27 protein-coding genes and 2 pseudogenes are annotated in these 26,909 nt (G+C 40.6%); 9 read left to right on the forward strand and 20 right to left on the reverse strand.

Annotated elements, in window-relative coordinates:
* Nucleotides 1-141: 141 nt before the first annotated feature.
* Genes JEZ96_RS03305 through JEZ96_RS03315 form a run of 3 tightly spaced genes read right to left on the reverse strand, consistent with a single transcriptional unit; the run spans nucleotide 142 to nucleotide 1,883 of the window.
* The gene (locus JEZ96_RS03305) at nucleotides 142-948 is read right to left on the reverse strand and encodes a hypothetical protein (RefSeq protein WP_025007890.1); all 807 of its coding nucleotides are present in this window, start codon (nucleotides 946-948) and stop codon (nucleotides 142-144) included.
* The gene (locus tag JEZ96_RS03310) at nucleotides 935-1,414 is read right to left on the reverse strand and encodes a hypothetical protein (RefSeq protein ID WP_061782807.1); all 480 of its coding nucleotides are present in this window, start codon (nucleotides 1,412-1,414) and stop codon (nucleotides 935-937) included. Before JEZ96_RS03310 ends, JEZ96_RS03305 begins: the two co-directional genes overlap by 14 nt.
* Nucleotides 1,401-1,883 (reverse strand): hypothetical protein, encoded by a 483-nt coding sequence (locus JEZ96_RS03315; protein WP_025007888.1) that lies wholly within the window; start codon nucleotides 1,881-1,883, stop codon nucleotides 1,401-1,403. Before JEZ96_RS03315 ends, JEZ96_RS03310 begins: the two co-directional genes overlap by 14 nt.
* 201 nt (nucleotides 1,884-2,084) lie before the next feature.
* Between JEZ96_RS03315 and JEZ96_RS03320 the strand changes: the two are divergent.
* Nucleotides 2,085-2,270: pseudogene (locus JEZ96_RS03320) on the forward strand (transposase); the annotation flags it as partial.
* A 530-nt stretch (nucleotides 2,271-2,800) separates the two neighbouring features.
* Here the strand turns inward: JEZ96_RS03320 and JEZ96_RS03325 are convergent.
* From JEZ96_RS03325 to JEZ96_RS03335, 3 genes are all read right to left on the reverse strand, one after another.
* Nucleotides 2,801-3,556 (reverse strand): hypothetical protein, encoded by a 756-nt coding sequence (locus JEZ96_RS03325; RefSeq protein WP_025007887.1) that lies wholly within the window; start codon nucleotides 3,554-3,556, stop codon nucleotides 2,801-2,803.
* Nucleotides 3,557-4,098: 542 nt separating this feature from the next.
* Nucleotides 4,099-4,752 carry an HNH endonuclease gene (locus tag JEZ96_RS03330; protein WP_128637767.1) on the reverse strand — a complete coding sequence of 218 codons (654 nt, stop codon included), beginning with the start codon at nucleotides 4,750-4,752 and terminating at the stop codon, nucleotides 4,099-4,101.
* A gap of 255 nt (nucleotides 4,753-5,007) precedes the next feature.
* The gene (locus tag JEZ96_RS03335; protein WP_025007885.1) at nucleotides 5,008-5,655 is read right to left on the reverse strand and encodes a uracil-DNA glycosylase family protein; all 648 of its coding nucleotides are present in this window, start codon (nucleotides 5,653-5,655) and stop codon (nucleotides 5,008-5,010) included.
* A 228-nt stretch (nucleotides 5,656-5,883) separates the two neighbouring features.
* Between JEZ96_RS03335 and JEZ96_RS03340 the strand changes: the two are divergent.
* Nucleotides 5,884-6,278, forward strand: a pseudogene (locus JEZ96_RS03340) (transposase); the annotation flags it as partial.
* Nucleotides 6,279-6,981: 703 nt separating this feature from the next.
* On the opposite strand, the gene JEZ96_RS03345 reads toward JEZ96_RS03340, so the two are convergent.
* From JEZ96_RS03345 to JEZ96_RS03410, 14 genes are all read right to left on the reverse strand, one after another.
* Nucleotides 6,982-7,359, reverse strand: a complete 378-nt coding sequence (locus JEZ96_RS03345; RefSeq protein WP_025007883.1) for a hypothetical protein — start codon at nucleotides 7,357-7,359, stop codon at nucleotides 6,982-6,984.
* Between the two features lie 131 nt (nucleotides 7,360-7,490).
* Nucleotides 7,491-7,958 (reverse strand): hypothetical protein, encoded by a 468-nt coding sequence (locus tag JEZ96_RS03350; RefSeq protein ID WP_025007882.1) that lies wholly within the window; start codon nucleotides 7,956-7,958, stop codon nucleotides 7,491-7,493.
* Nucleotides 7,959-8,277: 319 nt separating this feature from the next.
* Complete coding sequence (locus JEZ96_RS03355) at nucleotides 8,278-8,550, reverse strand: hypothetical protein (RefSeq protein ID WP_025007881.1); 273 nt, start codon at nucleotides 8,548-8,550, stop codon at nucleotides 8,278-8,280.
* Between the two features lie 590 nt (nucleotides 8,551-9,140).
* Nucleotides 9,141-10,052: a Kiwa anti-phage protein KwaB-like domain-containing protein gene (locus JEZ96_RS03360; protein WP_025007880.1), complete on the reverse strand. Its 912-nt coding sequence runs from the start codon at nucleotides 10,050-10,052 to the stop codon at nucleotides 9,141-9,143.
* 648 nt (nucleotides 10,053-10,700) lie between these two features.
* Nucleotides 10,701-10,997 (reverse strand): hypothetical protein, encoded by a 297-nt coding sequence (locus JEZ96_RS03365; protein WP_061782808.1) that lies wholly within the window; start codon nucleotides 10,995-10,997, stop codon nucleotides 10,701-10,703.
* Between the two features lie 513 nt (nucleotides 10,998-11,510).
* Nucleotides 11,511-12,323, reverse strand: a complete 813-nt coding sequence (locus JEZ96_RS03370) for a restriction endonuclease (protein WP_061782809.1) — start codon at nucleotides 12,321-12,323, stop codon at nucleotides 11,511-11,513.
* A 551-nt stretch (nucleotides 12,324-12,874) separates the two neighbouring features.
* Entirely contained in the window at nucleotides 12,875-13,444 is a 570-nt protein-coding gene (locus tag JEZ96_RS03375) for a hypothetical protein (protein WP_025007876.1), read from the reverse strand.
* A 93-nt stretch (nucleotides 13,445-13,537) separates the two neighbouring features.
* Nucleotides 13,538-14,563, reverse strand: a complete 1,026-nt coding sequence (locus tag JEZ96_RS03380; protein ID WP_025007875.1) for a hypothetical protein — start codon at nucleotides 14,561-14,563, stop codon at nucleotides 13,538-13,540.
* 458 nt (nucleotides 14,564-15,021) lie between these two features.
* A complete protein-coding gene (locus JEZ96_RS03385) occupies nucleotides 15,022-15,687 on the reverse strand; it encodes a hypothetical protein (protein ID WP_025007874.1) in 666 nt (221 codons plus the stop codon).
* 143 nt (nucleotides 15,688-15,830) lie between these two features.
* Nucleotides 15,831-16,553: a hypothetical protein gene (locus tag JEZ96_RS03390; protein WP_025007873.1), complete on the reverse strand. Its 723-nt coding sequence runs from the start codon at nucleotides 16,551-16,553 to the stop codon at nucleotides 15,831-15,833.
* A 220-nt stretch (nucleotides 16,554-16,773) separates the two neighbouring features.
* The gene (locus JEZ96_RS03395; RefSeq protein WP_198779848.1) at nucleotides 16,774-18,030 is read right to left on the reverse strand and encodes a Y-family DNA polymerase; all 1,257 of its coding nucleotides are present in this window, start codon (nucleotides 18,028-18,030) and stop codon (nucleotides 16,774-16,776) included.
* On the reverse strand, nucleotides 18,031-18,438 hold the full coding sequence (locus JEZ96_RS03400) for a LexA family protein (RefSeq protein WP_025007871.1): 408 nt from the start codon (nucleotides 18,436-18,438) through the stop codon (nucleotides 18,031-18,033).
* A 171-nt stretch (nucleotides 18,439-18,609) separates the two neighbouring features.
* A complete protein-coding gene (locus JEZ96_RS03405; protein ID WP_025007870.1) occupies nucleotides 18,610-19,206 on the reverse strand; it encodes a hypothetical protein in 597 nt (198 codons plus the stop codon).
* A gap of 103 nt (nucleotides 19,207-19,309) precedes the next feature.
* Nucleotides 19,310-19,711 (reverse strand): hypothetical protein, encoded by a 402-nt coding sequence (locus JEZ96_RS03410; protein WP_025007869.1) that lies wholly within the window; start codon nucleotides 19,709-19,711, stop codon nucleotides 19,310-19,312.
* 537 nt (nucleotides 19,712-20,248) lie between these two features.
* Here JEZ96_RS03410 and JEZ96_RS03415 point away from each other — a divergent pair.
* From JEZ96_RS03415 to JEZ96_RS03445, 7 genes are all read left to right on the forward strand, one after another.
* Nucleotides 20,249-21,268 (forward strand): hypothetical protein, encoded by a 1,020-nt coding sequence (locus tag JEZ96_RS03415; RefSeq protein WP_025007868.1) that lies wholly within the window; start codon nucleotides 20,249-20,251, stop codon nucleotides 21,266-21,268.
* The gene (locus tag JEZ96_RS03420) at nucleotides 21,261-22,289 is read left to right on the forward strand and encodes a hypothetical protein (RefSeq protein ID WP_025007867.1); all 1,029 of its coding nucleotides are present in this window, start codon (nucleotides 21,261-21,263) and stop codon (nucleotides 22,287-22,289) included. Before JEZ96_RS03415 ends, JEZ96_RS03420 begins: the two co-directional genes overlap by 8 nt.
* A 192-nt stretch (nucleotides 22,290-22,481) precedes the next feature.
* The gene (locus tag JEZ96_RS03425; RefSeq protein WP_128090171.1) at nucleotides 22,482-23,414 is read left to right on the forward strand and encodes a tyrosine-type recombinase/integrase; all 933 of its coding nucleotides are present in this window, start codon (nucleotides 22,482-22,484) and stop codon (nucleotides 23,412-23,414) included.
* Entirely contained in the window at nucleotides 23,408-25,450 is a 2,043-nt protein-coding gene (locus tag JEZ96_RS03430; protein ID WP_128090170.1) for an AAA family ATPase, read from the forward strand. The genes JEZ96_RS03425 and JEZ96_RS03430 overlap by 7 nt, the downstream gene beginning before the upstream one ends.
* Before the next feature lie 22 nt (nucleotides 25,451-25,472).
* On the forward strand, nucleotides 25,473-25,940 hold the full coding sequence (locus JEZ96_RS03435) for a hypothetical protein (protein WP_025007865.1): 468 nt from the start codon (nucleotides 25,473-25,475) through the stop codon (nucleotides 25,938-25,940).
* An 81-nt stretch (nucleotides 25,941-26,021) separates the two neighbouring features.
* Complete coding sequence (locus JEZ96_RS03440; RefSeq protein ID WP_025007864.1) at nucleotides 26,022-26,426, forward strand: DUF2787 family protein; 405 nt, start codon at nucleotides 26,022-26,024, stop codon at nucleotides 26,424-26,426.
* Between the two features lie 129 nt (nucleotides 26,427-26,555).
* A complete protein-coding gene (locus JEZ96_RS03445; protein WP_025007863.1) occupies nucleotides 26,556-26,888 on the forward strand; it encodes a YegP family protein in 333 nt (110 codons plus the stop codon).
* Nucleotides 26,889-26,909: the final 21 nt, after the last annotated feature.

Genomic DNA, 26,909 nt, shown 5'->3' on the forward strand with positions numbered 1-26,909 from the left:
CATAAATAGTCACATATCTATCAGTTTTTAATATTTAACTCTTAATCAGCAAAAAACACAGCGACTCGCTTTGGACATAAATGAGCTAGATGAAAGTAAGTAAGCCAGAATAAAAAGGGGGGGTACCCCCCCCTTTCTTTATTAATTTATATTTTTCTCAGACTTTAATAGCTGTTCTTCTTTGTTGATAGAAATTGAAGCTGGTGAATTATTAGTTATATGAAACTTTTCAAGATGATTTTCAATAAATCTTTGACCTTGGACAGTTAAACGATCGATACTCTCATTTAAATTAACAATATCACGATTCAGCTCTTCTAAAAATCGATTTGCTGTATCAATGATATTACTCATTTTTGTATCTGTAGCCTTAATAAGAATATCTTTCGCTCGTTCATTATCTCCAAATTGAGATTCAATTCGCTCTAAATCTCTCATAGCATCTGAAATAGCCACATCTTGTAATTCTTTATACTGAATTGTTTTTTCATAAACAAGTTGCTGCGCACGCTCCTTGAGTTCAAGTTGCATATGACCAATTGAGTTAATAGTATCAACATTTAACTTTGTTAATTGTTCAAGATAACGGGCAATTGCTTCAGTTGTTCTTTGCATCCGTTCAAATTCTTTTTCTTTCTTCCACTCTTCAATCTGAGCAATAGCGCCCTCTATTTCACTAACCCTTCGAACTTCTAAATCAACATTTAGGATTTTGTCTTTGGCTACCAATTCACTTTCAAGCTGCATTGCTCCCATTTTCAGCTCGTGCTCTGACTTTGCTTGAGCAGTCATACTGTCCATTGACCTATTATGATCCGCCGCTCTAGATGACTCACTTCTATCATGACTGCGTGACTTAAGAGGTTCCGAAGCCCAGTCACATAAAACATCTATCGGTTTACTAACACAACTTATCAGAGCATTACCTAAGTTTTTAATCCAACTCATTATCAGCATCCCTTAATTTCTTGAACTCTCTATCGAATAAAACCTGTTCTTTCCTATACACATATCTTATTCTCTCAATTTTTTCATTATTACTGATAGCTACAGAAAAAATTTCATCAATCATATTAATTTTATTCTTTAGAAAAAAAACATCCAAATGATTTGATGTGCGGTGGTCATCAGATAATCGAGAGCATACAAACTCTTCAACAATATATTTTAGTTTATTACGTGTAAAAGATAAGTGAGGTTCGGAAATTGTATTAGAAAAAAACTCTAGATTGTTATTTAAAAAAATCGAAAACTCTCTTTCGAACGACAACTCCAACATATTAACATTGTTTTCAAACTCAAAAAATGTTGAAAATAGTTGTGGTTCTTCTTTTATTGTACGAGAAACAAGATTTTCTCTTGCCCCTCGTAGAGATAACAAAATCTCAATTAACGATTGCTTATGCATCTGCATGAGTAGATACATCATCTACTAGATTTGGTTTATTCCCTTTGGCTTCATCTCTAATTTTCCCTATCATATCAAGTGTATGCTCCTCAATAAGCCCACTACTTAAATCTAAGCTTTTAGTGTAACTATCAACAAGCTCTTTGAGCCATTTAGAAGCAACTGCCGTATCAACTTGAGATTCGCTTAATGTACGAGATACTTCTTTGAGTGTTTCCGAGAAAAACTTAGCTCTTTCTTTTCTCAAGTCCTCTTGAATTGTACTCGCGAATTTGATCTCTTCTTTATACTCTTTGACTAGTTCTAAGTAGTTTTTTTCATACTCATATAAAACAGCTAACTTAGTCTTTAAAAGCTCTAAACTAACATACCCCTCAAGCTCTTTTTTGAGAGCTAAAATCAACTGTGAGCTAATGGATTCATCAGCTCCCGACGCAACAACTGCATCGTTAATAATTTTGCTTAAGTCAGCCATGAATTTTCTACGTCCTTTTATAATAAGTTCAGTATATATATTACAAATAAGTATACTAAAAACAAGAAGTTTAGAATAATTATTCCTTAGATCCATAATCATGATCTGCTGTATTATTGTAGTAGGGCGTTGTTGAACAAATCTGTGAACTAATCGGCGTTGCCGTGATCTGTTCCCCTAGCTCATCATCAGGACAGCTACATAGGCAAATCAATACGTAAAATTGTTCACTGTTAGCAATACAATAAACCCTTAGTAAATCGAAGTTCGCTCACGTTCTAGATAGATGAAGCAACCGTAAAAGCTTGGTACTGCCAAACTCATCATGGTGGGCGTGGTCGCGGAGTTAGCTATAGTGATGTGGCGATTCAAACAGCGTTGATGGTCAATGAGGATTGCCTATTCAGTAGTTGTGGGATAACACCCCACACCTTAGAAGACTTGTGCCTTTCTGGGTCATAGACTTCTGCCATAAAATCAACTCCACGAGTTAAAGTGGTTCTCATCATGTGAATCGCCATCCATTTATTAAATAATTTCTATCCACAAAAACACAGCGGCTAAGCAACATCAGGACATAGTTTGTGAAACGTGCCATTACTTCTGCATTTTAATAACTGAACATGCACAAATCGCGTGTTTTATAGCAGATTTCAGCTGTTTTCGAAGCAAAGAGCTAGATTCATCACTTATGCACATAAACCGCGTGAATAGTAGTGATATGAGCAGTTATGAGCATGAGTCCCATCAAGTTGTGACAAATCGATGTTAATCGGCATTTAGAAGATATCCAGTAGGTTAATCTTAATGCCGACCGAATAGCCTTACAAGAAGTTCCACAGTGCTCCTTTTTCGTTCCCACAGCAAAGTATTTACAAACTGCGAAAAACAGCCCCTTTAGATCAAATTTCATAAGGTTATTTATTCTTTTGTGTGCTTAAAACGCTCATCAAGTTTGAAGCGGTTTTAGTGTCATTGGCATCTAAAGCCGCCTTAATTTGCTCTTTAAGTACTTCTAACTCGTCACTTGTTGCATTTTGAGTTTGCCTAAAGACTATTTGCCTAATGGCCTCGTCCTCAGCAATTCTAGCAACCCTTTTGGCTTCTCTAGCCTCACCAATTTGCACTACTTTATACTTTGCAGTCTTTGCTAACTGCTTTGCTTTCCTTAATGCAAACTTAGCAATCTCGTAAGCTAGGAATAGAGCAATGGCAAGAGCTACGAAGAGCCCGATCCTTATTTTTAATAGCTCGCTGTTATAGAAGAAAATCGAATCTTTGTTAGCTTGCGCTAGTACCGCTTGGAAGCCTTGGATATTAAGTTTTATCCCATTAATTTCAATCAGAAAAGAGTCCTTATCACCTATCAGTGGTCTTAGGTCTATAAACGTAGACTCTACACCATCGATTAAAACCTTTGACCCTGAAGGATACGCAAAGACGCCAGCAGCACCGCAGTCATCAGAACTAGTAAAAGCCTTAGCCACAACATTGCTAAATTGTGGCGGGGAATAGTCGCATTCCCCAATGAGTAAGACCGTTTTTTCTTCGAATACCCATTTAGCAAACCCTACGCTAACATCAGCCTTTAGGATAGCGGGTTCATTACCCATAGCTAGGGAACTAAACGCAAAAAGCGAGAGGGCGAATAATTGCTTTAACATTGTAATCATAGAGCAGCTACCTAAAGAGTTAATTTTATAAAGATACATCGATATAAAAGTGGTTTTTATAAGCTGTAAAAGTAAAACTATCTTGAAAATACTAATTCTACATTATCAAGAGTTGGATTAGCTACGAAGGCTTAAAAATTGTGATGATGGGTAGAAAAACGTGAGTAAGTCGATAAGAAAATATCAAGTCACCTATCAATAATATAAAGCGTATCCCATAGGAATTAAAAATGGGAGGATTACCGGATAAGTAACAAGTGAACTATTTCTATTCCTTACGGTGGGTCAAATCTTGTATTTTGCTTTTCACATTAGCTGAGTTATGGGAAAAATTATAAATATCAATGTGAGTAAGCTTTTGCACTAAATGATAATGGGGTATTTCTGAAATGCCGCCCTGACTAGACTTCGAGTTAGTTTTTCAACAACTAATAGCTGAGTTTCAGATTAAAATACCTTTAGGTTAACACCTCAATAACTGCCTCTACTGGCGAGGAACGAGCGTCAGCCAAGCTTTAGCCGTCCATTCATTAATGCCTCTGCTAAGTGCCGTTGGATGATATTAGCCTTTTCAACTCTTCGATTTGGAGTGGGGGCCTTTTGGTATGCAACATAGCATGACAGTTAGGGCACACAGGTTTTAGGTCCTTAACCGGATCAACTGTGTAACTATGCCCAATTTCAGATAATGGTTTTACATGGTGTACATGAATAAAACCCTTTCCAATATCGCCGTACACCTCTGAAAAATCAATTCCACAAACCTTACAAATAGGTTTGTGGAATTTAATGCACTCTCTACGAGCTTTAGCATTTCGCTCGTAACAATTAGCTTGGATGGTTACAGATTGCCCTTCAGTATGCTCATCTGGATACAAAGTAATATTATAAGACTCATTTTCTAAGAATGCCAAATATGCTCTCAACGCAGACTGGCAGTTGCCCCAGTAATTTCTGTCAGCCAGAGTCACTTTCAAATGTTCAAGAATGTCATTAACATCCTGCATATTTGTAACACTGTTCGATGAGATATCAATTCGTAAATGGTTACAAATAGCATTCAGATAAGTTGGGTAACTGTTACAAGTTCCCTCTGCAAGTTTCCGTACGTCTCGAAGGTATGATTTATATTCAAACTCTGACTCGATCATAAATTCCTCTGTGGCACTTAAATCTTCAAATACTGGCTTGGTCAAGTTGGCGGCTTTTGGAGAACAAAAAAGGGGACCACTTTAACTAATTCCGCAGTCATTAATTTGAATCACCACCGTTAAAGTCGTCACTTTGTGACATTACTAAAATTTGGTCAATATTTAGGTGAAGGACTTGACCATTACTCACCTTGCTAACATCGAATGGGGCAAAACTACCACTACTTGATAACAGTGACGGTAAAGAGTAAAAAATCAGTCTTATATTATGTTGAGGTCATATCGCAGGCCAATCAGCGACTATGAGAAGCAAAATTTCCACGCCTCTTTTCTGGCCTTGCTAGTTATCTGCGACATCGGGTGAGGCAAAAAAACAATTTTTGCACCATTTAGTTTTGCTTTGATTGCCACAACCGACCTTAATGAGTTTCCAGACTCCGATTTTATGTTGTCAGCAATTTCTATGTCATCCAACCTGTTATTATTAAGCAGATAGTCACGCAACTTGCTTGATAAACATACCATAACTTCTGGCTGTATTAGAGCTACCAGCTTTTCGAATATTGGCTCGCACAGCGAAAAATCTTTGGATGAGAGATATCTTTCATCTGGTGAACGGAAGAAATTGTAGTTGGTTTGTGCCATCCGATGAGCTTTCTCATTACCCAGATGATCTCGACAATATTGGAGAGCAGTTTTAAGTATGCCTATATCCTGTGTCGATAAATCGTCATGTCCAAACTCTGTCTGTGCATGAAACTGTTCATCTGAGTTATTTCCTCCCCCCCAGTTGATACCGATCAATAAGGGACATCCCTGAGTTGGCATTGGACTAATCAAGGAGTATGACCAATTAAGATTTACCTTCTTAATATCTGATTGTTCATAGGCAATACCCACATCGGCCAGCAACTGCATTAACTCGTTATTGAATTGAACATCATCCATTGATTGTGCCCTGTAAATAAATCTACATTTAAACTATCGCCAAAACACAATTAGGAAAGTTATAGGGATCTCATTTTGCTAACATCCAAGAAAATTGGTTTATTGTTGTAAATAGCCATAACTTCACAAGATGACTTTTAGCCTCTTAACAAGGCGTTGTTGAACAAATCTGTGAACTAATCGGCGTTGCCGTGCTCTGTTCCCCTAGCTCATCATCAGGACAGCTACATAGGCAAATCAATACGTAAAATTGTTCACTGTTAGCAATACAATAAACCCTTAGTAAATCGAAGTTCGCTCACGTTCTAGATAGATGAAGCTGCAGTAAAAGCGTGGTACTGCCATGAGCATCATGGCGGGCGTGGTCGCGGGTTTAGCTATAGTGATGTGGCGATTGAAACCGCGTTGATGATCAAAGGCATCTTTAGTTTATCGTTGCGTGCGCTAGAAGGCTTTCTCAACTCATTATTTACGTTGATGAATGTTCCACTAACATCACCTGATTACACCTCTATCAGTAAACGCGCTAAGGAGTCAATGTTAAGTACCGCAACCCCAGTCGCGGACCGATAATGCATGTTGTTGTCGATGCCACAGGCCTGAAAGTGTTTGGTGAAGGCGATGAACAAAGTCATTAGACTGGGTATGGCCGTTCGCCAGCAAGTTGCTTAATCGGCCAGAAGTCTTGGAACGATTACGTTCTATGAAATGATTTAATCAACAACGCCGATGACAAGTGTCATGATTCTATAAATACAAAATTAAATCACTTGTCCTAAACAGCAACTTACTTCAAGGCGTAGATGCGGTCTACAAAACTGGCCAGCTTGTTAGAATCTATCTGAATTACAATACTAGTTACTTATCCGAAAAAGATTTGCACTTTAATATGTATTAAAGTGCAGTTTTCGCGAGTTATAGCGCTCAATCGATGTGTTTTGAAAGATATCGTGACAAACTAGTGCGAAACTCAGTGTATGCAGCACAATATGCATAAATAATCACCTATAGGTCAGTCTTAGACTTAACGTTCGCAGTGTCAACAGAGACATGCAGCCACAAGAGAGCATTCAGCTCTCAATCATCGAATCTTTCTAGGTAATAACTCTAGATTATTATTTGTTTTATTAGCATTAAGCTGTATACGCTCTTCTAGGAGCTGCGTGTTGTATTCAAGTAGTTTTTGAATGAACACATCAAAGAAACCTAGTGGTAAAACTAATGAGGTAACAACCGCTACAATCATGGTCTCTGCAAGCCAAGGATATAGAAGGCGCAAGTATAAGCTTGCTCAAGGAGCGCAGAGACTGATTTTTCTTGGCATTGTTATACGGGTAATGCAGTAAAGCTAAGGTAATAGCCAATTGGATATGCAATACAACCAGCAATAAAATGAAAACTAAGCAATGGCCCCCGAATGCCGAGTGCGATTGTTGTCAACGCCCCAGCAAGCTGTAGAACAACCCATGAAACAACTCCAGCTACCCAGCCGGAATACAATCCAATATAGACAGCAGGCCAGATAGCACATGGTATGGATGCAAACATGAAAAGTGCTGAAACGGGGTGCTTAATTATCATTGGGCTGTTAATACCATGAGGATCTAGACGATCCCTTCTCAAGGCTTCCATCATCACATTTCCTGCATAAACCATGAGCAAGACAGATAAGACACTTCCATGATTAAAAAACTCTTCGAACATATTATTTCCTTACGGTAGGGCCCACATAAAGAGCATAAACACGGCGGCTATAATCGGAACGAAGTGACACAGCCCGTGTTTGTGCCCCAGTACGTGCAGCGAGTGATTTAATGTGATTGTTAGTTCCGCACTTAAGCAAACCAGTTATACACCCATTCTGGTGTTCCAAATAGCAACGAATACGCTCCTACAGGTCCTGTGATAATCATAAAAAATGGAAACAAACCGACTAGAAACATTAAAAAGCTCTTTAGTTGAATTGCCATCCATAACCAATACAAAGCGCCTACACTGAGCAACATGTAAAATAGGTAAAAGCTAATAGATAGCCCAGAACTAAATATGATGAAAAAGCCATTTGAAATATCATTTAATGGCCTATCTTCATCCTTTTTTAAAAAGGCTAAAATACCGAGCGATAGCAGTATAGCAACGGGGCCTGAAATGATACCTAGTAAAAACATTGAAAATACTGAGCAACCAATAAACCAATGAATCCGACGTTCAGGCTTACCTCTTTTGACCAACCAAACGGTCAACAAGATGGAAACAGAAAATGAAATCAGAAGAAATAGAAGATAAACTTCGTTTTTTCCCATAAAAACTCCAAAGATAGGCTTGAGGAACTAACGCCTCAATCAGCCTCCGTGTTAACGGTCGGCTGCGTTGACTTGTTAAGAATGTATGCCTGATGCATTATTGGTAGATTCTCGAACTGATATTTGAATAGCCACTATTTCACTAGACACCTATTAGCTTCATGCAGCATCACATATTGATTCTTAGTTACAAGTTCGCGGCTTGCTAAATTGAGTCAAAATTCAATAGTCATTTCATTTCGTTGCAAACGTCGGTGTATTTATGATGCATTAGTCATTGGATAAAATAGTTTCGATTCACTTACACTTATATATAAATCTACTTTATTAAGCTCCAACTATTTTTACGACATTTTGGACAATCATATCGTTCGGAAATCCACTTAGTTATTTCATCAGCAAATGCTAACATTGCGACCCCGCCAGCAACTATTGCGATACAGATAACTAAGGCAAATCCTGTACCAGCAAATAAATATGCAATCCAAGCATAGCCACCAAACCCAACCATACCACCACCTAAGACTTTGAAGAAAAACTCCTTGTTTGCCTCTTCTTCAAACCCACAGCCGTTACATCTTATTTTTGGCATAAATACTACTCATTAGTTGGTTATTGGTAGAGGTTACAACGACCAACTGTAAAAAATTGTTAATGAAATCGCATAATTTTATATACAGCCATAAAATATTCGGTGTATTGGATTAAAGCATGTCTAAGTTTCGTGAGATTCTTAACGAAAAAAACTCCACAATCTCTGTTAGATATTGAACTACCAGAGTCATTTAGTGTTCCCCTGAAGTGCTAGCGCACAGAAGTCATCCGGACTCAAGAATAGTTCGTAGAGCGGCAACAATTGCGAGTCTTTCGCACATAATTAGTGAACGCTAAGTCAATAATGGATTACGGAAAACGCTGATTACTCAAGTGGTACGTCTAAAATGGTTGTCTGAGAAAAGACTGGATGAATTAGTAAAAGCACATCCAAATTCTGACTCAGCGAATGACAATGAATAATATTTACTAGTGTGATTACCAAGGGATACTGACGGTATAAGTACTAAGTGATTTTGACGTAATCACACTAATACAAATAAGGCTTCCCCCTGAACTAGCACTTCACAGATAACAACATATGGCTACCCATATATTGTTATCTAAAGAAAGGCAGCCATAATCAATCTAAACAACTTCAGCATCTGGCACATCGTAAATGGTGTCAGTTATTTCGCTCAGAAGGCGATGATCTAATAAGACTTGCAAAACCGTCTTGGCGGTATCTTTGCACACAATTAGTTTTCCGTTGTCATCAAAGTTCAGTCCGAAGTTTCTCTTACCATTAATCTCTTGCAATTTCTGCGGGAAATTGGGACGTAAATATAATGCTTTACTCTGAATAACCGTTATTCGCCTCAACTGCATAGAATTAGTTCCAACATAAGCTTTTAGTGGTTCTATATCAGAGAATATGGAGTTAAATGTCGGTTCTACGACTAAATCATCGAAGTTTTTCTTATATGCACTTTTTTCAGACATGGTACTTTCATAAGCACGTTTTGACTTAACGAAAACAGTTTCATTTATGCAGAAAAAATCAAAAAATGAATCAAAAGAAAAGGTTTCCTCAGGAGTAACAGATAGCTCGCCGTTATGGAATATTGCATTGATAACTGTATTCCTCACCTTAGGTTTCCAAGTTGGAGCCGTTTTTCTAACCGCATAGACAGTATTATCATCATGCTGAAATTTCACAAGATACCCAGCAGCACCCTTCAGGTGCTTTAACTCCGCATCGATGTTATCCGCTTCTGGTAAATCCACAGCAGCCAGAAGTGCTAAAAGGCCCTCACTGCTCTCCAAAGCATGCACTAAACAACTATTCTCGTTATTTTGAGAGATCGGACTGTAATCTAGTTTTTCAGTAGTCTTTGACACTATATCGACAATGGCATCACGAAATAATGTTTCTATTCTGACGTCAGTTCTGACATGCCAAGCCTTAAACCTTTTATCTGTGGTACTTTTTTTAAAAACCCATAACTGTACTGCTGCTTGTTGATAATCAAACTCTCGCCAATCGGTAAAATCCGTCATTCTAAATCATTCCCTTTTGTTATGTAGTTATCCTGAATCACCTCACAGCGATAATCACCGGGGGTGAGTTTAGACTTACTTAGCACACGCGTGATACGGATATGTCCGTTAACACAAACCTTGGCTTCGTAAAGGTTCCAACCCAATATAAGCAATATTGGATTTAAAATAATCTGACCTGATCTGAATGTTATTAGAAATAACCATAACAGAAAGAACATCAGACCGACTACTTTACCTAATGCACCATAGTCCACCCCCATGAAAGACACTATATAGGGGAAGCTATAACTGATGAGTTCACTCGGAATCGATTTGGATTCAACTACATTAACTTGATATCGGTATCGAATAATCCTAAAGATCATACACGTTAACAGGAGGCAAAGTCCTGTCACAGCTACAGCAGAAAATGCCAGCCAAGGATGATCAAACGTCGGTAACCGACACGATTCCCATTCAGTACAGAAGTTTGAAGACCAACTAGATTCGCTTACATCTTGTACCAATAGAATTAGCGCAAGTGGGAAGTAAGAACCCAAGAAAACCAGTAATGCTGGAATCAATCTAAACTGCATTAATTCACCTCCATTGGTATTACCGTCATTTTACTTCGTTCACAGTGATAGCTAAGCTGGTATCGCCACCTTATATATTGGCCTTTTGCCTTTCCATAACAAACATATCGGAAGTAATTGAATCGTCATCTACCTTCAGTATTGCATTGACAGCAATTTGTGTGTCGGATTGAGGATTAATGGTGACATCGTAGGCTAAGTCATTGCCAAGAACCATTGATGCTTTTGAATTGTTTTTTACAACCAATGAAGACTGGGAAACTAACTGTTTACCTAAGCAAATTCCGCTATGAACTTGGAAAGTTTGTGTCGCAAATACACTGGTAGATAAAAGCAGGGGCAATATTAATATTGTCATGACGTTCATGGTAACTTCCTTGTTAAGGTCGGCAGTTAAGAATATGGAACACTGGTCCACGAAGAAACAGATGTTACGCTATGGTGAAAAAGCGGCCCAGTCAAGCGCTACACTGTTTTAGTGAGAGACGCGCATAACAGCGCTCAAAAGAAGATCTCAGACATTTAAAGACGGTTTGCATTTTAATAACTGTTAAAGTGCAGTTTTCGTGTGTTCTAGCGCTTATTCGATGTGCATTGCACATTATAGTAACAGATTCATGCAAAGCTCAGCTTATGCAACGCAATTTGCATAAGTAGTCACATATCTATCAGTCTTAGACGCTCAGTCAAAAAATCAGATGAGAATATACTTTAGTATGACTCAGACTGAACTCAAAAAAAGTATCACTTATCACCTTTGAGTTTGTAGCAATTTGGATTGCTATGAGTAAAGCCAGACACTTCTGATTAGACCGCCAAATTCACTATGCAACTACATGATGAGATAATAACTATGAGCGGCGATCCTTATCTGTTAAATTTATCCCACAAATGTTTGATGTGGCTCGTTGAAATAGCTCACCAACCGAGAATACGCGATTTTTTTTTGATAAGTCGCTTCATCAATATCTTTATGCCTCATTGTACTATCCCAAACTAAGTCGAACATGACATCTGCTAGGATTGAATTCACAAGCATTCCCCATGAATATCCTTCAAAAACCTTGAAAGCAAGAACTTCCACTCCTTTCCGACCAAGCTCATCATTTAATTCTTCAATATAGTTTCGTACAAATGCCGAGCTATAGCCGTCATTACCAAAGATAAAGGTTACATTTGAAGTCCACAATAATGCTCCTTTGTGAACTTCCATTAAGTGCTTTTTAGTAAATCTTAGAGCTTTATTAATTTCAGTATCCCATGAAACAAAGTATCTTTCGTATATGCGCTCATGCTTTGAGATAAATACTTTTAAATCGTTTTTTGTCCAATATATAGCTTTTTTATCAGTTTCAGAGTTATTGGTAGCTTCAAAGTGGTTTCTAACCGACTCAGTGACAGAAGAGGTAGTAACAAGCAAGTAACGATTTGCTTTATGCTTCTCCATTTTCCTTTCATAGTAGCCCAAGTCAGATTCAGAAACGTTTGCCTTTGTGTGCTTGCACTCCACTAAAATTCGTTCAACTGAAGGGTAGCCTAGTGAACATGTCGAATTGCGAATTACTAACAAATCTTTACCAGCATCAGGTCCTATTGCTGGTCGAGATTCTATTGTTAGTCCCTCTTCTAACAAGAGTTCTGCCACCAAGAACTCGAAGTCTTCACCGCTAATTTTAGAAAAATCTATATTCATATCTACCCCTTTAAATTTAACCGTTATAATAGTTAAAATCGGCATTTTTCTAATTTGTACTATTCTAAAAAATTAACAAATTTGATATACACGGTGCGTATGACACTACTAATTACTTATTCGATAACATATTTGCAGTGTAATAACTATTAACATGCATAAATTGCGTGTTTACGAGCAGATTTCAGCTGTTTTCGAAGCGAATTGCTAGATTATGTCGATAGTCTTTACTTATGCACATGAAACTGCATAAACATTCAGATTTTGACTCATCTTTGACTTCTAACTAGCTTAGGCGTGCAGAGGCATGTCAGCACACAACGAACACCAGATCTCTGGGCTTTATGCGTGAATCTGTCTGTGAGAGACTGACTCACAAGCTCACTTTTGGACATTTCCGAGTTAAAGCCTTAACTCTAATGTGTCTGTTTTGGATAAAAATTTCTATGGGTTAACGCTGGCGTCAACTGCCGCAGGCCAATGGCGACTTTTGTGCGCTTCTTGCACAAAAGGTGACAGTGGCCGGAGGTCAGATTGCACGTCCTTGTTAGCTATATTGACTTCCTGATTGCTTTGAATTGTTCAAGTCCTGCATTTTTGAATGAAGAGAGATTATATGCAAACCGTTCCATCTCTTGTTCTATGGATTCCGCACTAGAAAAGTTCTCAGCCTTAATGCAGGAAATATTTTTTTCAAAAAAATCTTGCAGTGCGCCATATGTGAGCGCTTCATAAGAGCTTAAAGAGATATCAAATCTACCAGCTCTAATATGTGAGAGTTGATAGTTATTTCGCACTATGGATAACTTGTCGCTTGTCTTGAAGTCGTCATAATCACTCTTTATTCTATCATTCACTTGTTTTTTGTACTCTTTGGATTGACCTTCAGATTCACTAGCTAGTTTTTGTATCTGGAAAAAAAAATTATAAACAACAAAATACTCACGCATTAGTAATTCATAATTATCTTCAAGATCCATTATTGCATTAAGCATATGAGAGTACTTTTGCTGCTTGCGCCATATGATTAATGTAAATATTGCTACAAATGAAGCGACTATTGTTGCAATACCACTAACAGCTGAAATTAGAGTTACTGACTCCTGAGAGAAAAAAGACATTTTATTCCATTCCTAGTGCTTGGTTATAGATAACGCCGCGCTCTGCGGCAAATTTGGAGCGCAGCGGAAAATTTGTCCGGCAGCAGCGCTTTGTTATGCATTACTTACCGTAACCAGCCTTACTTCTGTTTGCACTCCAAGATACTCATATACCGCCCGTACCTTTCTTACAAAGTTCTCATCTCTCGATAATAATAAATTACAGAATGAGGCCATTGATGCGTGACTATTATCACTCATAGCGGCAATAAATCGTCTTTCCTTATGTACTTTGGAGTCGGGGAAGTAGCCAAGAGTGTTAAGCATGTTATACATACCAGTTACCTTCTGGTGCAGATGGTAAGGTCTGTCAGGGTAGATAGGGTTTATGCGGCTCTGGAAAAAGTCTTCTAAGCTGTTGATGTGATCGTTTTTTGGAAGCTTAACTTTGAAAACATCCCATATTTTTTCGATCACATTTGGTGGCTCTATATTATTTAATTCCTTTGGGCCTATACCCACTGACTCTCTGTAGGACTTTATTCCATTCCAGTACTTCGTATCAGGAATGTCTTTTGACATCGTATTTTCAAGCTCATGAAGCGTAGATTTATATTGCTCCATCATTAGTTCGGAATACTCTTTAATCTGCGCCCTCATTTCAACAGGAAGTTCATCAGCGTTTTCGAGCATACCGCCCATAAGCTGTGCAAAAGCAGCCAACTGTTCTTCATGAATATCAGAAATGCTATCACCCGATCTTCCGCCAGAGAACTTAAACAACCACTGTTGCATTGAATTTTCAATGCTTTCATATTCATTATCATTGCTACAGTGTTCTTCGAATGCTTCAAATACGTCCCTGCTAGTGATGGTCGCTTTGTCAGTTACAATGAAGCCAGGCTGCTCAACAACGATTTTTAAATGATATGAACCAAGGTTTTTTAGAACATTAAGAAAGTCGTTTTCATAGCCGGCAGATCGTCTTATCTCTTTGAGAGTTTCGTCAGAATAAACAATCTGGAACTTGTCCATAAGCTCTCGTCCAAAACTACCCACGCTATTTTTAACGAAAAGATCGAGTATGTTTTGATCTAAGTATAGTGTCGGCTTTCCTGAATATTGCGGTGTAGAATCCATGCTCATCTCAGCTTGCATAACGTCTTAGTATTTATGCGCTGCGCTGTTTGCAGGGCATAAATCGCTTGTTGGACTTGGCCGCTGCCACATCCGTGTAAATGGGTATGAATGATGCTATAGGAATTTGCTTTTTTGCGGTAGCGGTTTTTTATACAGTTTGATGGGTAATAACTTGATATCATTTTAGCTTTCTGGGGTTCCGGCGTAGAACCCCTATAAGGATAACGGGTTAACCAAACAAAATGAGGACTCGATAAAGGCTTGATAAACAAGTGATAAAAATATTAGCTCGTTCGCTAAGGGGGGGCCATGTCTGCATAAAAGTCTCTTTGAAAATAAGACCTTCGCCAGTACAAATTCTCAATCCGCTATTTGCATAATAAAGTGTCAACAATCAACATCGGGCTTGTTCAACACTTGGGATAAGGTCGCAGCTACGCGCGGCCTATCCTTATTTGTTAGGCAATTTTCGTTCGCTGTATAAATGACGACACTTCCGGAGCCAATTTATGGTAAAACGATGCAACTTGTTCTAAGTACCATGCAACAAATTTACTCTCGATTTCAATATAAGAACCTAAGCTGCCTTTAACTAAGCCTTTCCATTGAGCCTTCTGCTTTTCAAACCGATCAGTCACTTTGCCGTTATTATGAATTATCTGATTCCTTAACTTATAGGCGACAATCATTGCATCGGCTTCTTCTTTGCAGTCAGCAAGACTAAGATGAGCATTGGTTTTTAGATAGAGCAGACATTTATCTACCTTTGATAACCTACCTTTCTCAAGTAACTTTAGAGGCTGACCTTTATGTGATGCGAGTAGCTCACATAGCTCATATAAGGAATTTTCGACAAAGCTCGAAATAGTAATTACTACGCTATGCTTGTGTATCCATTCACTCTTCACTATGTCTTCGTAGTAAATCATTCCATAGCTCTCGCCTAACTCTTGACGCCGATCTTCGCAGGTAGTTTCTGCCAACGATTTCTCAAGTTCGCAGTCCAAGCGCCTCGCTTTCGACTCCCAGTGAGAATCTATAGATTGGGAGAATCGTCTAATGCGATTAACTTCATTTTGACTCTGATGACAATAGCAAGCCAAGCCACTTTCAAATGCATCCATAACATATCTCCAGCTAATTGCCGCATTAAGGTGTGAGCAACGCTACGAAGAACCTAACCATACCACCGTAAACACCAAACCCAACGATGGTATGAAAAATGCAAAGCGTTGGGAATCTCTCTTAAATGCTTTGTTAACTTTCTTTACGACGGAAGACTAAAAGGAAGAACATCACAATCAGGCTCATTCGTCAAAGACGGTTTAACTGAGCCAAATAAACTCAAAAATGATCTAGCTTCCAAAGAGTTAGGGGTAACATGATCTTTGATAAATGGATACAACTTAATGCCAGCATTCATTGCTAAAGGTACGAAATTTATGAAAATATCGTTAACGTCAACTCCGGCTTCTTCGGCTGATGCCTCAATCAAGTCTGCATTGATATAACCACGAATAATCCCTTCAGCCGATGCTCTTAAACGTGACTCATTTCGCGGTAAAGCTAGCAATGTTCGGAGATCTCCCCATGAGAGTGGTATATCAAAGAAGCCACCACCAACCTCTTCAGGGTTTGCTAGAAAGTTAGCGTAATAATACTTTTGCAGTGTTTCAGGTGTTTCAGCTGTTTGCACATGGTAATTGTATAAGCTTCGAATTCTATTTGCTTTGTTGTGGTGACGTGCATTTCTAATAGCGAGAATAATGCATAATTCTGGTGTGTCATACCAATCAACAGGTGCATCAAGTTCTTGCTGCATAAGGTCATAAAGATTGTGGAAAGCATTTAGCATAGCATTTACGGAGGTTTCAACATTACCTACAGCTTCAGGTCTATCCACTGAAATCAGTTGATGGAATTTAAGATGAGATTCAACTTGAACACGAAATGTTTGAGCTAAATCTTCAAAGGAATATGATAGTGGCATATCGCCCTCAATAGTAATCAAGTTTAATATGAATACTATACTGAACAGCGGACTTAAAAATATAGTCATATATCAAGTAAGTGGCTCGAACTTGAGTGAAAGTTAACGCCCTGTTAAGGTGTGAGCAATGCAATACCGAAGCCGCCGCATACCACCTTAATCACTTAAACAAACGCATAGTGTAAATGCCACGCGTTGAGAACAGCCTCGCATAATCTCGTTAGCACTTAATACACGGCACACTTCGCCACTTAGTCGTATATTGAGGCGTCAATAAGTCCCTCCGCATTGCCCATTTTTGCTCTATGCCTTGAGCTGCAACAAACAGAGTATCACTTCCATAGCGTTGGTTAATATGATCGAGTGTAAGCATTAGCGCTGGCTTTGCTGTCGGTGGATTGAACAAGTCTAATTGACTATGTTTCTCGCTCGCTAAATCAATCAAACCTACGCCTATCTTGTAATAACGTACACCTTCACGAAATAGCTTGGGGGCGGCTTCACACGCTGCTTTCGTCAACTCTATCGTACAGTTCGTCGGACAGGGGAAATGCACCACGGTTTTGTAGCTTACAGGACGCTCATCGTGGGGGGAGTTACTCGCAAATAGCAGCATCGTCTTGCAAACAGAGCCTTGCTTACGTGCTTTAGTTGCTGCAATCCCCACATGCTTGCTCAGTGCTTGCAGTAACGATTCAAAATCGATTATTCGCTCCCCCATGCTTCTTGTCGAGAATATCTGCTTCTTATCAGCCCTCACTTCACCCCACACCTTGCATGCTTGGCCGTTAAGCTCTCGTACTGTCCGCTCGACTTCAATGCTGAACTGTTTACGGGCTAGCCCTGCTGGCATGTTTGATAGATCAAACGCAGTACGGATATTCATCAGTTCAAGCTTTGCACTAATCCTGCGCCCAATTCCCCAAACATCACCTACTGCTAGCTGCTTTAGAATAGCGGTTCGGTCTTGGTCATTGTCGATAACACAAACCCCTTTATAACCCTCAATCTTCTTAGCAGCATGGTTAGCCAGTTTTGCCAAGGTCAGAGTTTCCGCTATCCCCACACAAACTGGCAAGCGAGCTTCTTTCCATACAGCGCGTCTTATTAATTGACCTTGAGTATGTAGGCATTTTATTGTTGGATAGCAGTTCTTAAACGAGAGGAACGTTTCATCGATGCTATAAACATGCTGCTCAGGCGCAAAGCGGCCAATGATATCCATCATCTTGCTAGACAAATCAGCATACAGTTCATAGTTAGATGAACACGCAATCACACCACGCTCCGCACACTGTGCTTTGACTTGAAAGTAAGGTACAAACTTCTGAATACCCGCCTCTTTTGCCTGCCTATTGGCAGCAACAATCATCCCATCATTATTACTGAGCACAACAACAGGCTTACCACGCCAATCAGGTCGGAACACTTGTTCCGCACTACAGTAAAAGCTGTTGGCATCGACTAGCGCAAACATCTACTTTTTACTCAATACAGGACTTTTACGGTGGCAACGAATAGAACGAGTGATTACGCCTTCAATACTAAACTCGTCGTATTCATGAATAATGACAGGCTGGTGTTGCTGATTAGAGGAAAGCAGTAAACGGCGGGGGATATCAATGATTTTACAGACAAACTCCCTATTTAAATTGGCTACAATGACATCGCCATTTCGCACTGTTTCATGGCGGTCAACAATGAGAATATCACCATCAAAGATACCGACATCTTGCATCGAGTCCCCTAGGGCATAAGCCATAAAAGTTGAGCTTGGGTGGTCGACCAATAGCTCATCCAAGCTTAGACCAAGCTGAGTGTATTCAGCCGCAGGTGACTCAAAACCTGTAATGCCAGCACGAGCAGGAATAGGGATAACACGCATTGCAATGAACCACTGTTAATATATACAGTGATTATAATCGCAGAATAGCAGCTAGCAAGTAGAAACTTCAAAGCTTGCGGCTGAAGTTACCGTCAATGACAATCCCTATTGTGGCGATCCTCCTTGAAATACAGAACCCACAGTGGTTGTTATTGGTAAAGATGACAATCCCTATTGTGGCGATCCTCCTTGAAATGGCTTTCTCCTAAAATCAGTCTTAACCTTGACTGTAGAATTAAAAAAAATATTCTCTTTTTTTTGTGGCTCAGGTTCAGGAGTTTTCTCTATATTTGCCATTAATGTCTGGTTGTTATGCTCTAACGCTTTAACTTTCATCCTTTCGACTAAAAGCTCTTGCTTAAGATTTTCTATCGTTGCATTCAATTCTTCTTTAGTAACCTGAAGCTCAGCCTCTTCTGCATCATTCATATTTTTATGTGGGTTATCAACAACTATTGGCTGTTCGATAATATCAACTTCTAAAGGTACAATTAGGGCCTCATTTTTAAGTTTTCGTACAATACGCTTTAAAGATAAAATGGAATCGCGATTTCTCTCGTATTCATCAGATAAAAACTGGTTATATTCAACTAATCTTCTTAAACTGGTTGGCTTTATCTCAATTGTTCGAACGGTGCGATTACCAATTCGCTCTTCAACCAGTGCGTGAAAACGAACCCCATATAAAAATTCCAATGATTCTGGAAGTTTAAGCTTTCGTACTCCAAATTCATTTTTCAAAAATCTAGTTATTTTTTTCCGCGACATCAAAATATTCCATTCCAATTAAGATGATTAAAAAATCGATTCATCAAGTAGTCACTACTATGATACAAATTGATTTGTACTTTCAATAGCCTTCGAAGTATTTTTACCGCCCTTTTAATTTAAGTGAAGTTTTTTTATTGCAATTTACTTTTTTGTATTCATCAATTAATACAATAATCAAAGTATCATATGAATCAGAACCAAGCCTTTCCTTTAAATCGTCTAGTTGCTTTTGTGTCGATTTATTGATTGAAATCCTCCCTCGATTTTTCTCATACTTTTTATCACGACATCTTCTTAGATAATTTTCCCAAGTCTCATTTTTTACTTCCTGCATACACACAAAAAATTTCGGATAATCCTTATTAAACAGTTTACTTTTATCCACCAACAATTTCCTACACTTACGCTCAATAGTCAGTTCATTATTAGCCTTTAAAGCCTTAAACCATTCTGTCAAATGCTTATTTATATGGTCTATACTCTGTTCTCGATCAACGGCCATATCATCCACCTTATTTCAAAAATGCAGTTATAAAAAATTACACACCTGAATTATCACCACCATAACTAGACTAAACCTAATCATCCAAATCGTCAGACAATTCGTCGTCCCGTCGGTTACGACTATGCTTTAATACTACAAATATATCAACGGGACGACGAATTACGAATTGTTTTATGCTCAAAAAATTTTTTGTAGCCGCAGCGAATTCAAACCTTACCTTGATGCAAAACCACTAAAGCATCGGCCCGTCGACAAAAAAACAACACGACATCAATAACACATTGTCTAATAAGGTATTTCTAGAACATTCTTATCTAAAGTGATTGTATTCATTAACACTAACCATGTCTAAAACTGAAAGCTTTCAGTTGAGTAGAAACAGCAGTAGATAGCAGTACTTAGATAGCTACACATTTAAATCTGTAAATAGATCTGTGATTGCAGAGAAAGTTGTTTCAGTGATGAAAAAGCGAATCTGTAAATCAAGAGATCGGTAATCACCGAACACACACAGTTCTAATTAGGAGATTTACAATGGCTATTCAACGTAAGCAAATTCATGATGCAAATGCACCAGCAACCAAACACGCTAAAAAGAAATCGAAAAAAACTAAGAAGGTGAAATCAACGTCGTTAGCTGTAGTACAAAAATGCGCTATCAATGATGATAGCTCGAGCCAGTCTTTTGCAAAATCGAAGTTAGTATCAGCATTATTCAACAATGATGACAATTTTAAATCCGCATTTGAAGGTAATTTTGAACTATCTAATGATCAAGTTAAACAGTTAAGTACTATCGTCACAACTTCGCAAACCGAGCTTAAACAAGCACTACTCATCATCTATAAAAATGAGGGTTATAAAAAACTTGGTTGTGCAGACTTTAAAGCTTACGTCAAAGAAAATCTCACCATCTCATATGACGTGGCGCTTAAACAAGTTTGGGCAGCAAAGGTAGCGTATGCAATTAACGGGATGGATGCTATTGGCTTCTATAGTGACAACTCAATGCTACCGATGAAAGACCTGTCAAACGATCAAATTGAAGAAGTGGTTGAGCATATTGAAGAAGTACACGGCGAGGAAATTACTATCGTGGGTAAATACACCCGCAAGATAGTCGAAGCCGCTATGCGTTCGCTTGGCCTACTCCAAGAAGTTAATTCGAATAATGACCTAGATTTGGATGTAAATGATGGAGTAGAAGAAGATAGCGTTGAGCAAGACGATGATAGTCTAGATTTTGATGGTAGCGATGATGAAACTTTAGACTCTGATACAAAGCCTAAGACATCGACTAAGCAATCATTTAGGGCTAAACACCCCAGCACAGATAAAATCAAACAAAGCAAAAGCCATCGCCAATTCCTTGAACAGTTCAATCTTAAGGCTGAGAAATGCAAAAGTAGCAAAGCCATCTTCGAGGCGTTTATTGAAACGGATGCAGGTAAAAATCAAGCTATTTTAGCAAAGGCTATTGAGTTCTTGATGAAGCAGCAAATATCAGTCATGACTTTAGAAGCAAAAGCGATTCTGGAGGCTCAAGATGAATAAGCTCTCCAAATCCATTGAAAGTGTCCTGTTCGACAAATTGGTGATTGTCTGCCACTGCTTAGACTTAGACCACCGTGAAACCATTGTGCTTAACCTATTCAGCATAATTGAAGCTATTGTCGGTCATGAAGGGCTTGCTCAGCCTCAGGTAATGAAGTCTTTAGGGGGCTATCGCTATTCTGTTAAGTTGCCATTACTAGAGCCGATTGATTGGGTAAGACCTGTAAATGGAGAGCCCCATTTGTTCATTCAAGTGGGTCCCTACGCTCAGAATAGGCCTTTCATTCGGTTTGAGTTTAAAGGGTTCCCACTCAATAGAGAGCACTATTATCTCGCGCGGTTATGGCTCGAAAAGATTATACCGGCCTCAGCCCATTTTCTACTAAGCAGCGAGAATATGAAGGTAACAACCCTTGATATAGCCCTTGATTTGATGGTCGATATTAATAACATTTGCGTAAATTTCGCGAGCTCGCAGACATCTGGAGTCTTCTTCGCTAAAGATGGTGGTATTGGAACGATTATATTAGGTAATAAGAAAAGTGGTTGCCGCATAACTGCTTATGATCGTACCGCAAATTGTAGGGCTAAAAACCTTCCCACAAATGACGAGCCTGAGACACGCATAGAGTCCCAATTCAAACCCAATTGTAAATTGTTGCAACTAGATAAGTTCATAAATCATCACAGTTATCTTAAAAGGATCCAAGTGTATGATTTCTTGAAATTAAAAAAATCACCTACTTTACACCCGCATACGCTTATGGCTATTACAGCTTACGGACTAAAGTCTGCATTACAACGCCTACCTAAGGAAGAACGGCGCAAAATGCAAAGCCAGCTAAAAGATTGTGTGCTCCTTTCTCTTGATGATAAAGCAGTGAAAGATGTAGTCACGAAAGAACTGAAAAAATTGCGTGGGTTAATGTCTGAGTATTCACGCTCTAAATCAGTCAAAGCGCAGAAGATACGTAAGATGTTTATGGAACAATACGGTTCGATGACATCCAAGTGTGAGTAAGTAGGCCAACTAAAGATATAAGGAGAGCGAGTACAGCTAAGTAGTTTCTCATTTACGTAGCCTAACCGTGTCAAAAACAGCGGCTGAAAAATAGCCGCATTTGTGATACCATACGCTTACAGTGTGGTATCACTATTCCCTTCTGTTTCAATCCCCTAGCAACATATCAATCTATTCTTACTGGAGTTATCTATGACTACAGCGACTGCTTATGCGCTCTATTTGAGCCGTCTTGCGCCCAACAGTCAGCGCTCGATTGCTTCGCAGATGCGCAGCATTGCACAGCTGATGGACTGGCCTGACGCGACGATAGGCAAGCAACTCAGCAACATTAACTTTCAACAAGCGATGCAGATACGCGCATTGCTAATCCACGAGCAGTGGTCGGCGCGCTCGATTAACCGTGCGATGACCGCGATTAAAAGTATCGTTAAAGTCGCGGCCTTGATGGGTGAAGCGGATATGCAGCAAGTCGCGCACATCAATAGCATCGCGAACATGAAACACGGTGCCCATCAGGGTAATCCCCTGAGTGCAGAGCAAGTCACTAAGCTGCTCACCTTACTTTCCAAACGCCAAGACACGTATGGGCTTCGTACATTAGCTATCTTTGCGCTGTTCCTCGGAACGGGGCTGCGCCGTAGTGAGCTTGCGGCACTGACACTCGCCGATTACGACAGTGCAACGTCAACGATTAAGGTAGTAGCGGGGAAGGGCAATAAGAGCCGCATTCTGTTCTTACCCGATTGGGTTGAACAACATGTCATCGCTTGGCTCAACGTGCGCAAGATGCAATTGGGGCCACTCATTTGCCACTGTCGCACGACTGGCATTATCGTCCATTACCGCCCCGTGAGTCGGGATGCGCTCTATCGGTTAGTCAAAGACAAGCTAGGAGATATCGGCGTAATGGGTGCATCACCCCATGATTTGCGCCGCACCTTTATTACTCGGCTACTGGAGCAAAACGTTGATATCAACACCGTGCGCCAAATGGCAGGCCATGCGGATATCAGCACCACCACTATTTATGACAAGCGTGGCGATGCATTTATGCGTGAAGCAGCAGCCACCCTGAACTATGTGTCAGCACCGAACGAACGGGGCAGGAAAACAAGATGCTAAAGCGTGCAAAATCCCCCCGTAAATGGCGCGCCAATCATTGCCACTACCTCGCCTCACAGTTTAGTGAAGCATTGATTTTTGCCCTCATTACCGTCGATAAGGAAGTGCCATCTTCGATACTGGGCGCAATCACAGGCGAGCAGATGGAGCCGTTTCTTCGCCTTAGCCTAGAAGATGCATCACTCAAGCTACCAAGCAAAGACCGCGCACCGCTCAACACAGCAACGGTTAAGCATAACGCGCAGTTTCTTGGTCAGTTGTTTGGCTTAATGCCGCAGATGCAACCTGTAGTTGAGTTCTTGATTGTCATCAATGCCAATGCCGGACTCAGGGAGTTAACCGAATTCCTGATTGATGATGACTTTGATGTACTTGAACGCATGCTACAGGCTAAGGCAACCCTCGATTTAGAGGTCATCCTGTCGCAGTTGGCGGTGTTCGAGCGCTATCAACTGATTGCAGAGGCGACCTTGGATGCACCTTACAGATTGCTGTTCCCAAGCGTACTGGTATCCATTTTAGTGTCGCAGAAGTTAACGAGCGCGGTCGACTTCTTAGCCCCCATGCTCAGCAAAAGCCCCGAGGCACAATTTAGCTTGTCGCAATTTGGGCATGTGAACACTGACTTACTGGCAAACTATCTTGCGGCCATCACTCAAAAGCCCTCGGTAGGCGTCAATATCCTGCTCTATGGTAAAGCGGGTACAGGTAAAACTGAGCTGGCTCGGACATTGGCAAAGACGATTAAGCGCAATTTACTGGAAGTCCAAAGCCAGCAGTTAATCGAGAGCCAATACCGAAATGACAACATCGCAAAGGCAACCAGCATACGCCTTGCTCACCTGAACTTGTTACAAGGTCTACTGGCTCACAGCAATGACAGCTTGTTACTGGTCGATGAGTGTGAAGCGTTATTCGTGCAAGCCGATGAGCAGTATTCCAAAGAACAACTGATGCAGGCGTTAGAGCAAAACCCTGTCCCTGCCATTTGGATTACCAACCATGTTGGCTTGTTAGAACCCAGCTTTATTCGCCGTTTTAAGTTGGTGATGGAAGTTCCTGTACCCGATGAACCCTTTGCCTATGCCATCAATGAGCACTTACTAACACCGCTTAAGGTATCACAGGACTATCACCTGCTACTGGCAGAAAAGCCCAATGTCACCCCCGCCATGGTTGGTAATGCTGCCCATGTGGCGATGACACTCAAGCTCAAAGGTGCAAAGGCTGAAGTCCTTATCGATGAAGTGATTGATGCCACCTTAGAAGCCTGTGGTGAAGAAGCCCCGCCGCCAAAGTATCAAGGGGAACTGGCGTTCGATAGCAACATGGTCAACTTCAAGGGCAGTGATGATGCAGCAAGTGTGACTACCGATGATATGCTGGCCTCGATTAATCATGCCGTTAAGCAGGCCATGCCGATTAGGGTGATGCTGAGTGGTCCCCCTGGTACGGGCAAGACAGCATGGGTACATCACTTAGCTGAAACCCACGGCTTTGAGCTGATGCACATCAAATGCTCTGATGTACTCAGTAAGTATGTCGGGGACAGTGAGCAGAACATCGCTAGGCTCTTCAGAGAAGCACATAGACAGCAAAAGCTGATGCTCATTGATGAAGTCGACAGCTTGCTCAGCAAACGCGATAGCGCTCAAGCGCTGCATGAAGTGCAGCTCGTCAATGAGTTGCTGTCACAGCTTGAGTGCAACACTCTACCCGTGTTCGCAGCAACCAATGCGCTTGCCAGTATTGATAGTGCGGTCATGCGCCGCTTTGATTTCAAGCTGGTGTGTGACTATTTAACGAGTGACCAACGCCAAGCGCTGTATCGGCAAGTCCTTGGGATTAAACGCCTAACCCATGAAGAAGTATCAACCCTAAACAGCCTAAACCAATTAACGCCCGGCGACTTTGCCATCTTAGCAAGACGTCAAAGCTTTGAACCCAAGCGCGACCACCGCGCAACCGCCCTTGCGCTACTCACCACCGAGAACAGCCGCAAACAAGGGCAACCCCGTATCGGATTTATCCGCTAACACCCACTAAAGGAAACACACCATGACCACTGTATTGAGTTCTCTCAAGGTTATCGCTCGCCCTGAAATTGCCCCTAAGCCACCTGTGCTCGGCAAACGAATGAAGTTACTCGACAAGCTAGACCAGCAATTGTCTCTGGCCGAATGCATGATTGAAGGCCGTGAATTTGAAGCCTACAAAGAGCGCTCGGTTAAAGACCCTGAGACTGGTGAGCGTAAGAAAATTCGCCGCCGTTACATCGTCCGACCTTGGTTCTATGACAGCAACGAGCACTACTACTTTGAAGTGCGGATAAGTAACAAACCCATCGAACTGGAAAAAGGCTGCCCCGCTATTGATGTGGGTGCAAAGGCCAACTTGCCAGCAGTGATTAAGGTGGTCATTGATGCCGTGGAGAAAGGCGAGTTAGACGAGCAGTTACTCGCCCCTGCACCCAAGATAGGCAAGAAGGCCAGCACCGATAAGGCCAGCTCGAAAGCCAGTAAGTGACAACTCACATCACCCACATTCCATACCAACAACAGGGGGACATGATGCCCCCTTTGTTTTGCCACTTTTGAGGGTTAAATAATGAAAACCATGAATACCGACCTACCGTTACCCGTGTCACCTGTGTTTGCCCAAGCACTGGCAGAACTTGTGAAAAATATTGATAGCAACGCTGTCACCATTAACTTTCGCGACCCCGATTACAGTCCACAAACGGGCGGCTTTCATCCTGTGGAAATCAGGCTAGAGAAAGGCGATGACCAGTGGCAGTTATGCTACATCACCGACTTTTGCTATGTTGGCTATGCAGGGCAATGGGAATTAGTGAAAGAGTTGGACTTTGACTTTAGCTGCGGCGTGTTTCAGTCCATTAGTGGCTTGTTAGTCATTGAAGCGGCAGCAGAGCTTTACCCCATTTGGGAGCAAAACTTCTTGTGTTACTGGCAGGAAATGGACGTTTTTAATGTCAGCATTTCGACCGACTAACCTTCAAACACTCAAAAATGTGGCATCGGCACATATCAAATCAGATAAAGTCGGCTAGACTGAGGCACGAGCAGGAAATGGTTTCCTCGCTTGCGCTATGCAATGCCTTAAAGAAGAAGGAGCAACCCCATGTCAGGATGGTATGAATTAAGCAAAAGCAGTAACGATCAATTTAAGTTTGTGCTTAAGGCTGGTAACGGAGAAGTCATCCTCACCAGCGAACTCTACACGGGTAAGAGTGGTGCCATGAATGGTATCGAATCCGTTCAAACCAACTCCCCTATCGAAGCCCGATATACCAAAGAAGTGGCGAAAAACGATAAGCCGTACTTCAACCTAAAAGCCGCGAACCATCAGATCATTGGCACTAGCCAAATGTATTCGAGTACCGCAGCAAGGGACAACGGGATCAAGTCGGTAATGGAGAATGGGAAAACCACGACGATTAAAGATCTAACCTAGATCGGTATGTGCGGAGTGGTG

The organism is Shewanella putrefaciens (genome assembly GCF_016406325.1).
In the GTDB taxonomy this organism is placed as follows: Bacteria; Pseudomonadota; Gammaproteobacteria; order Enterobacterales; family Shewanellaceae; genus Shewanella; species Shewanella putrefaciens.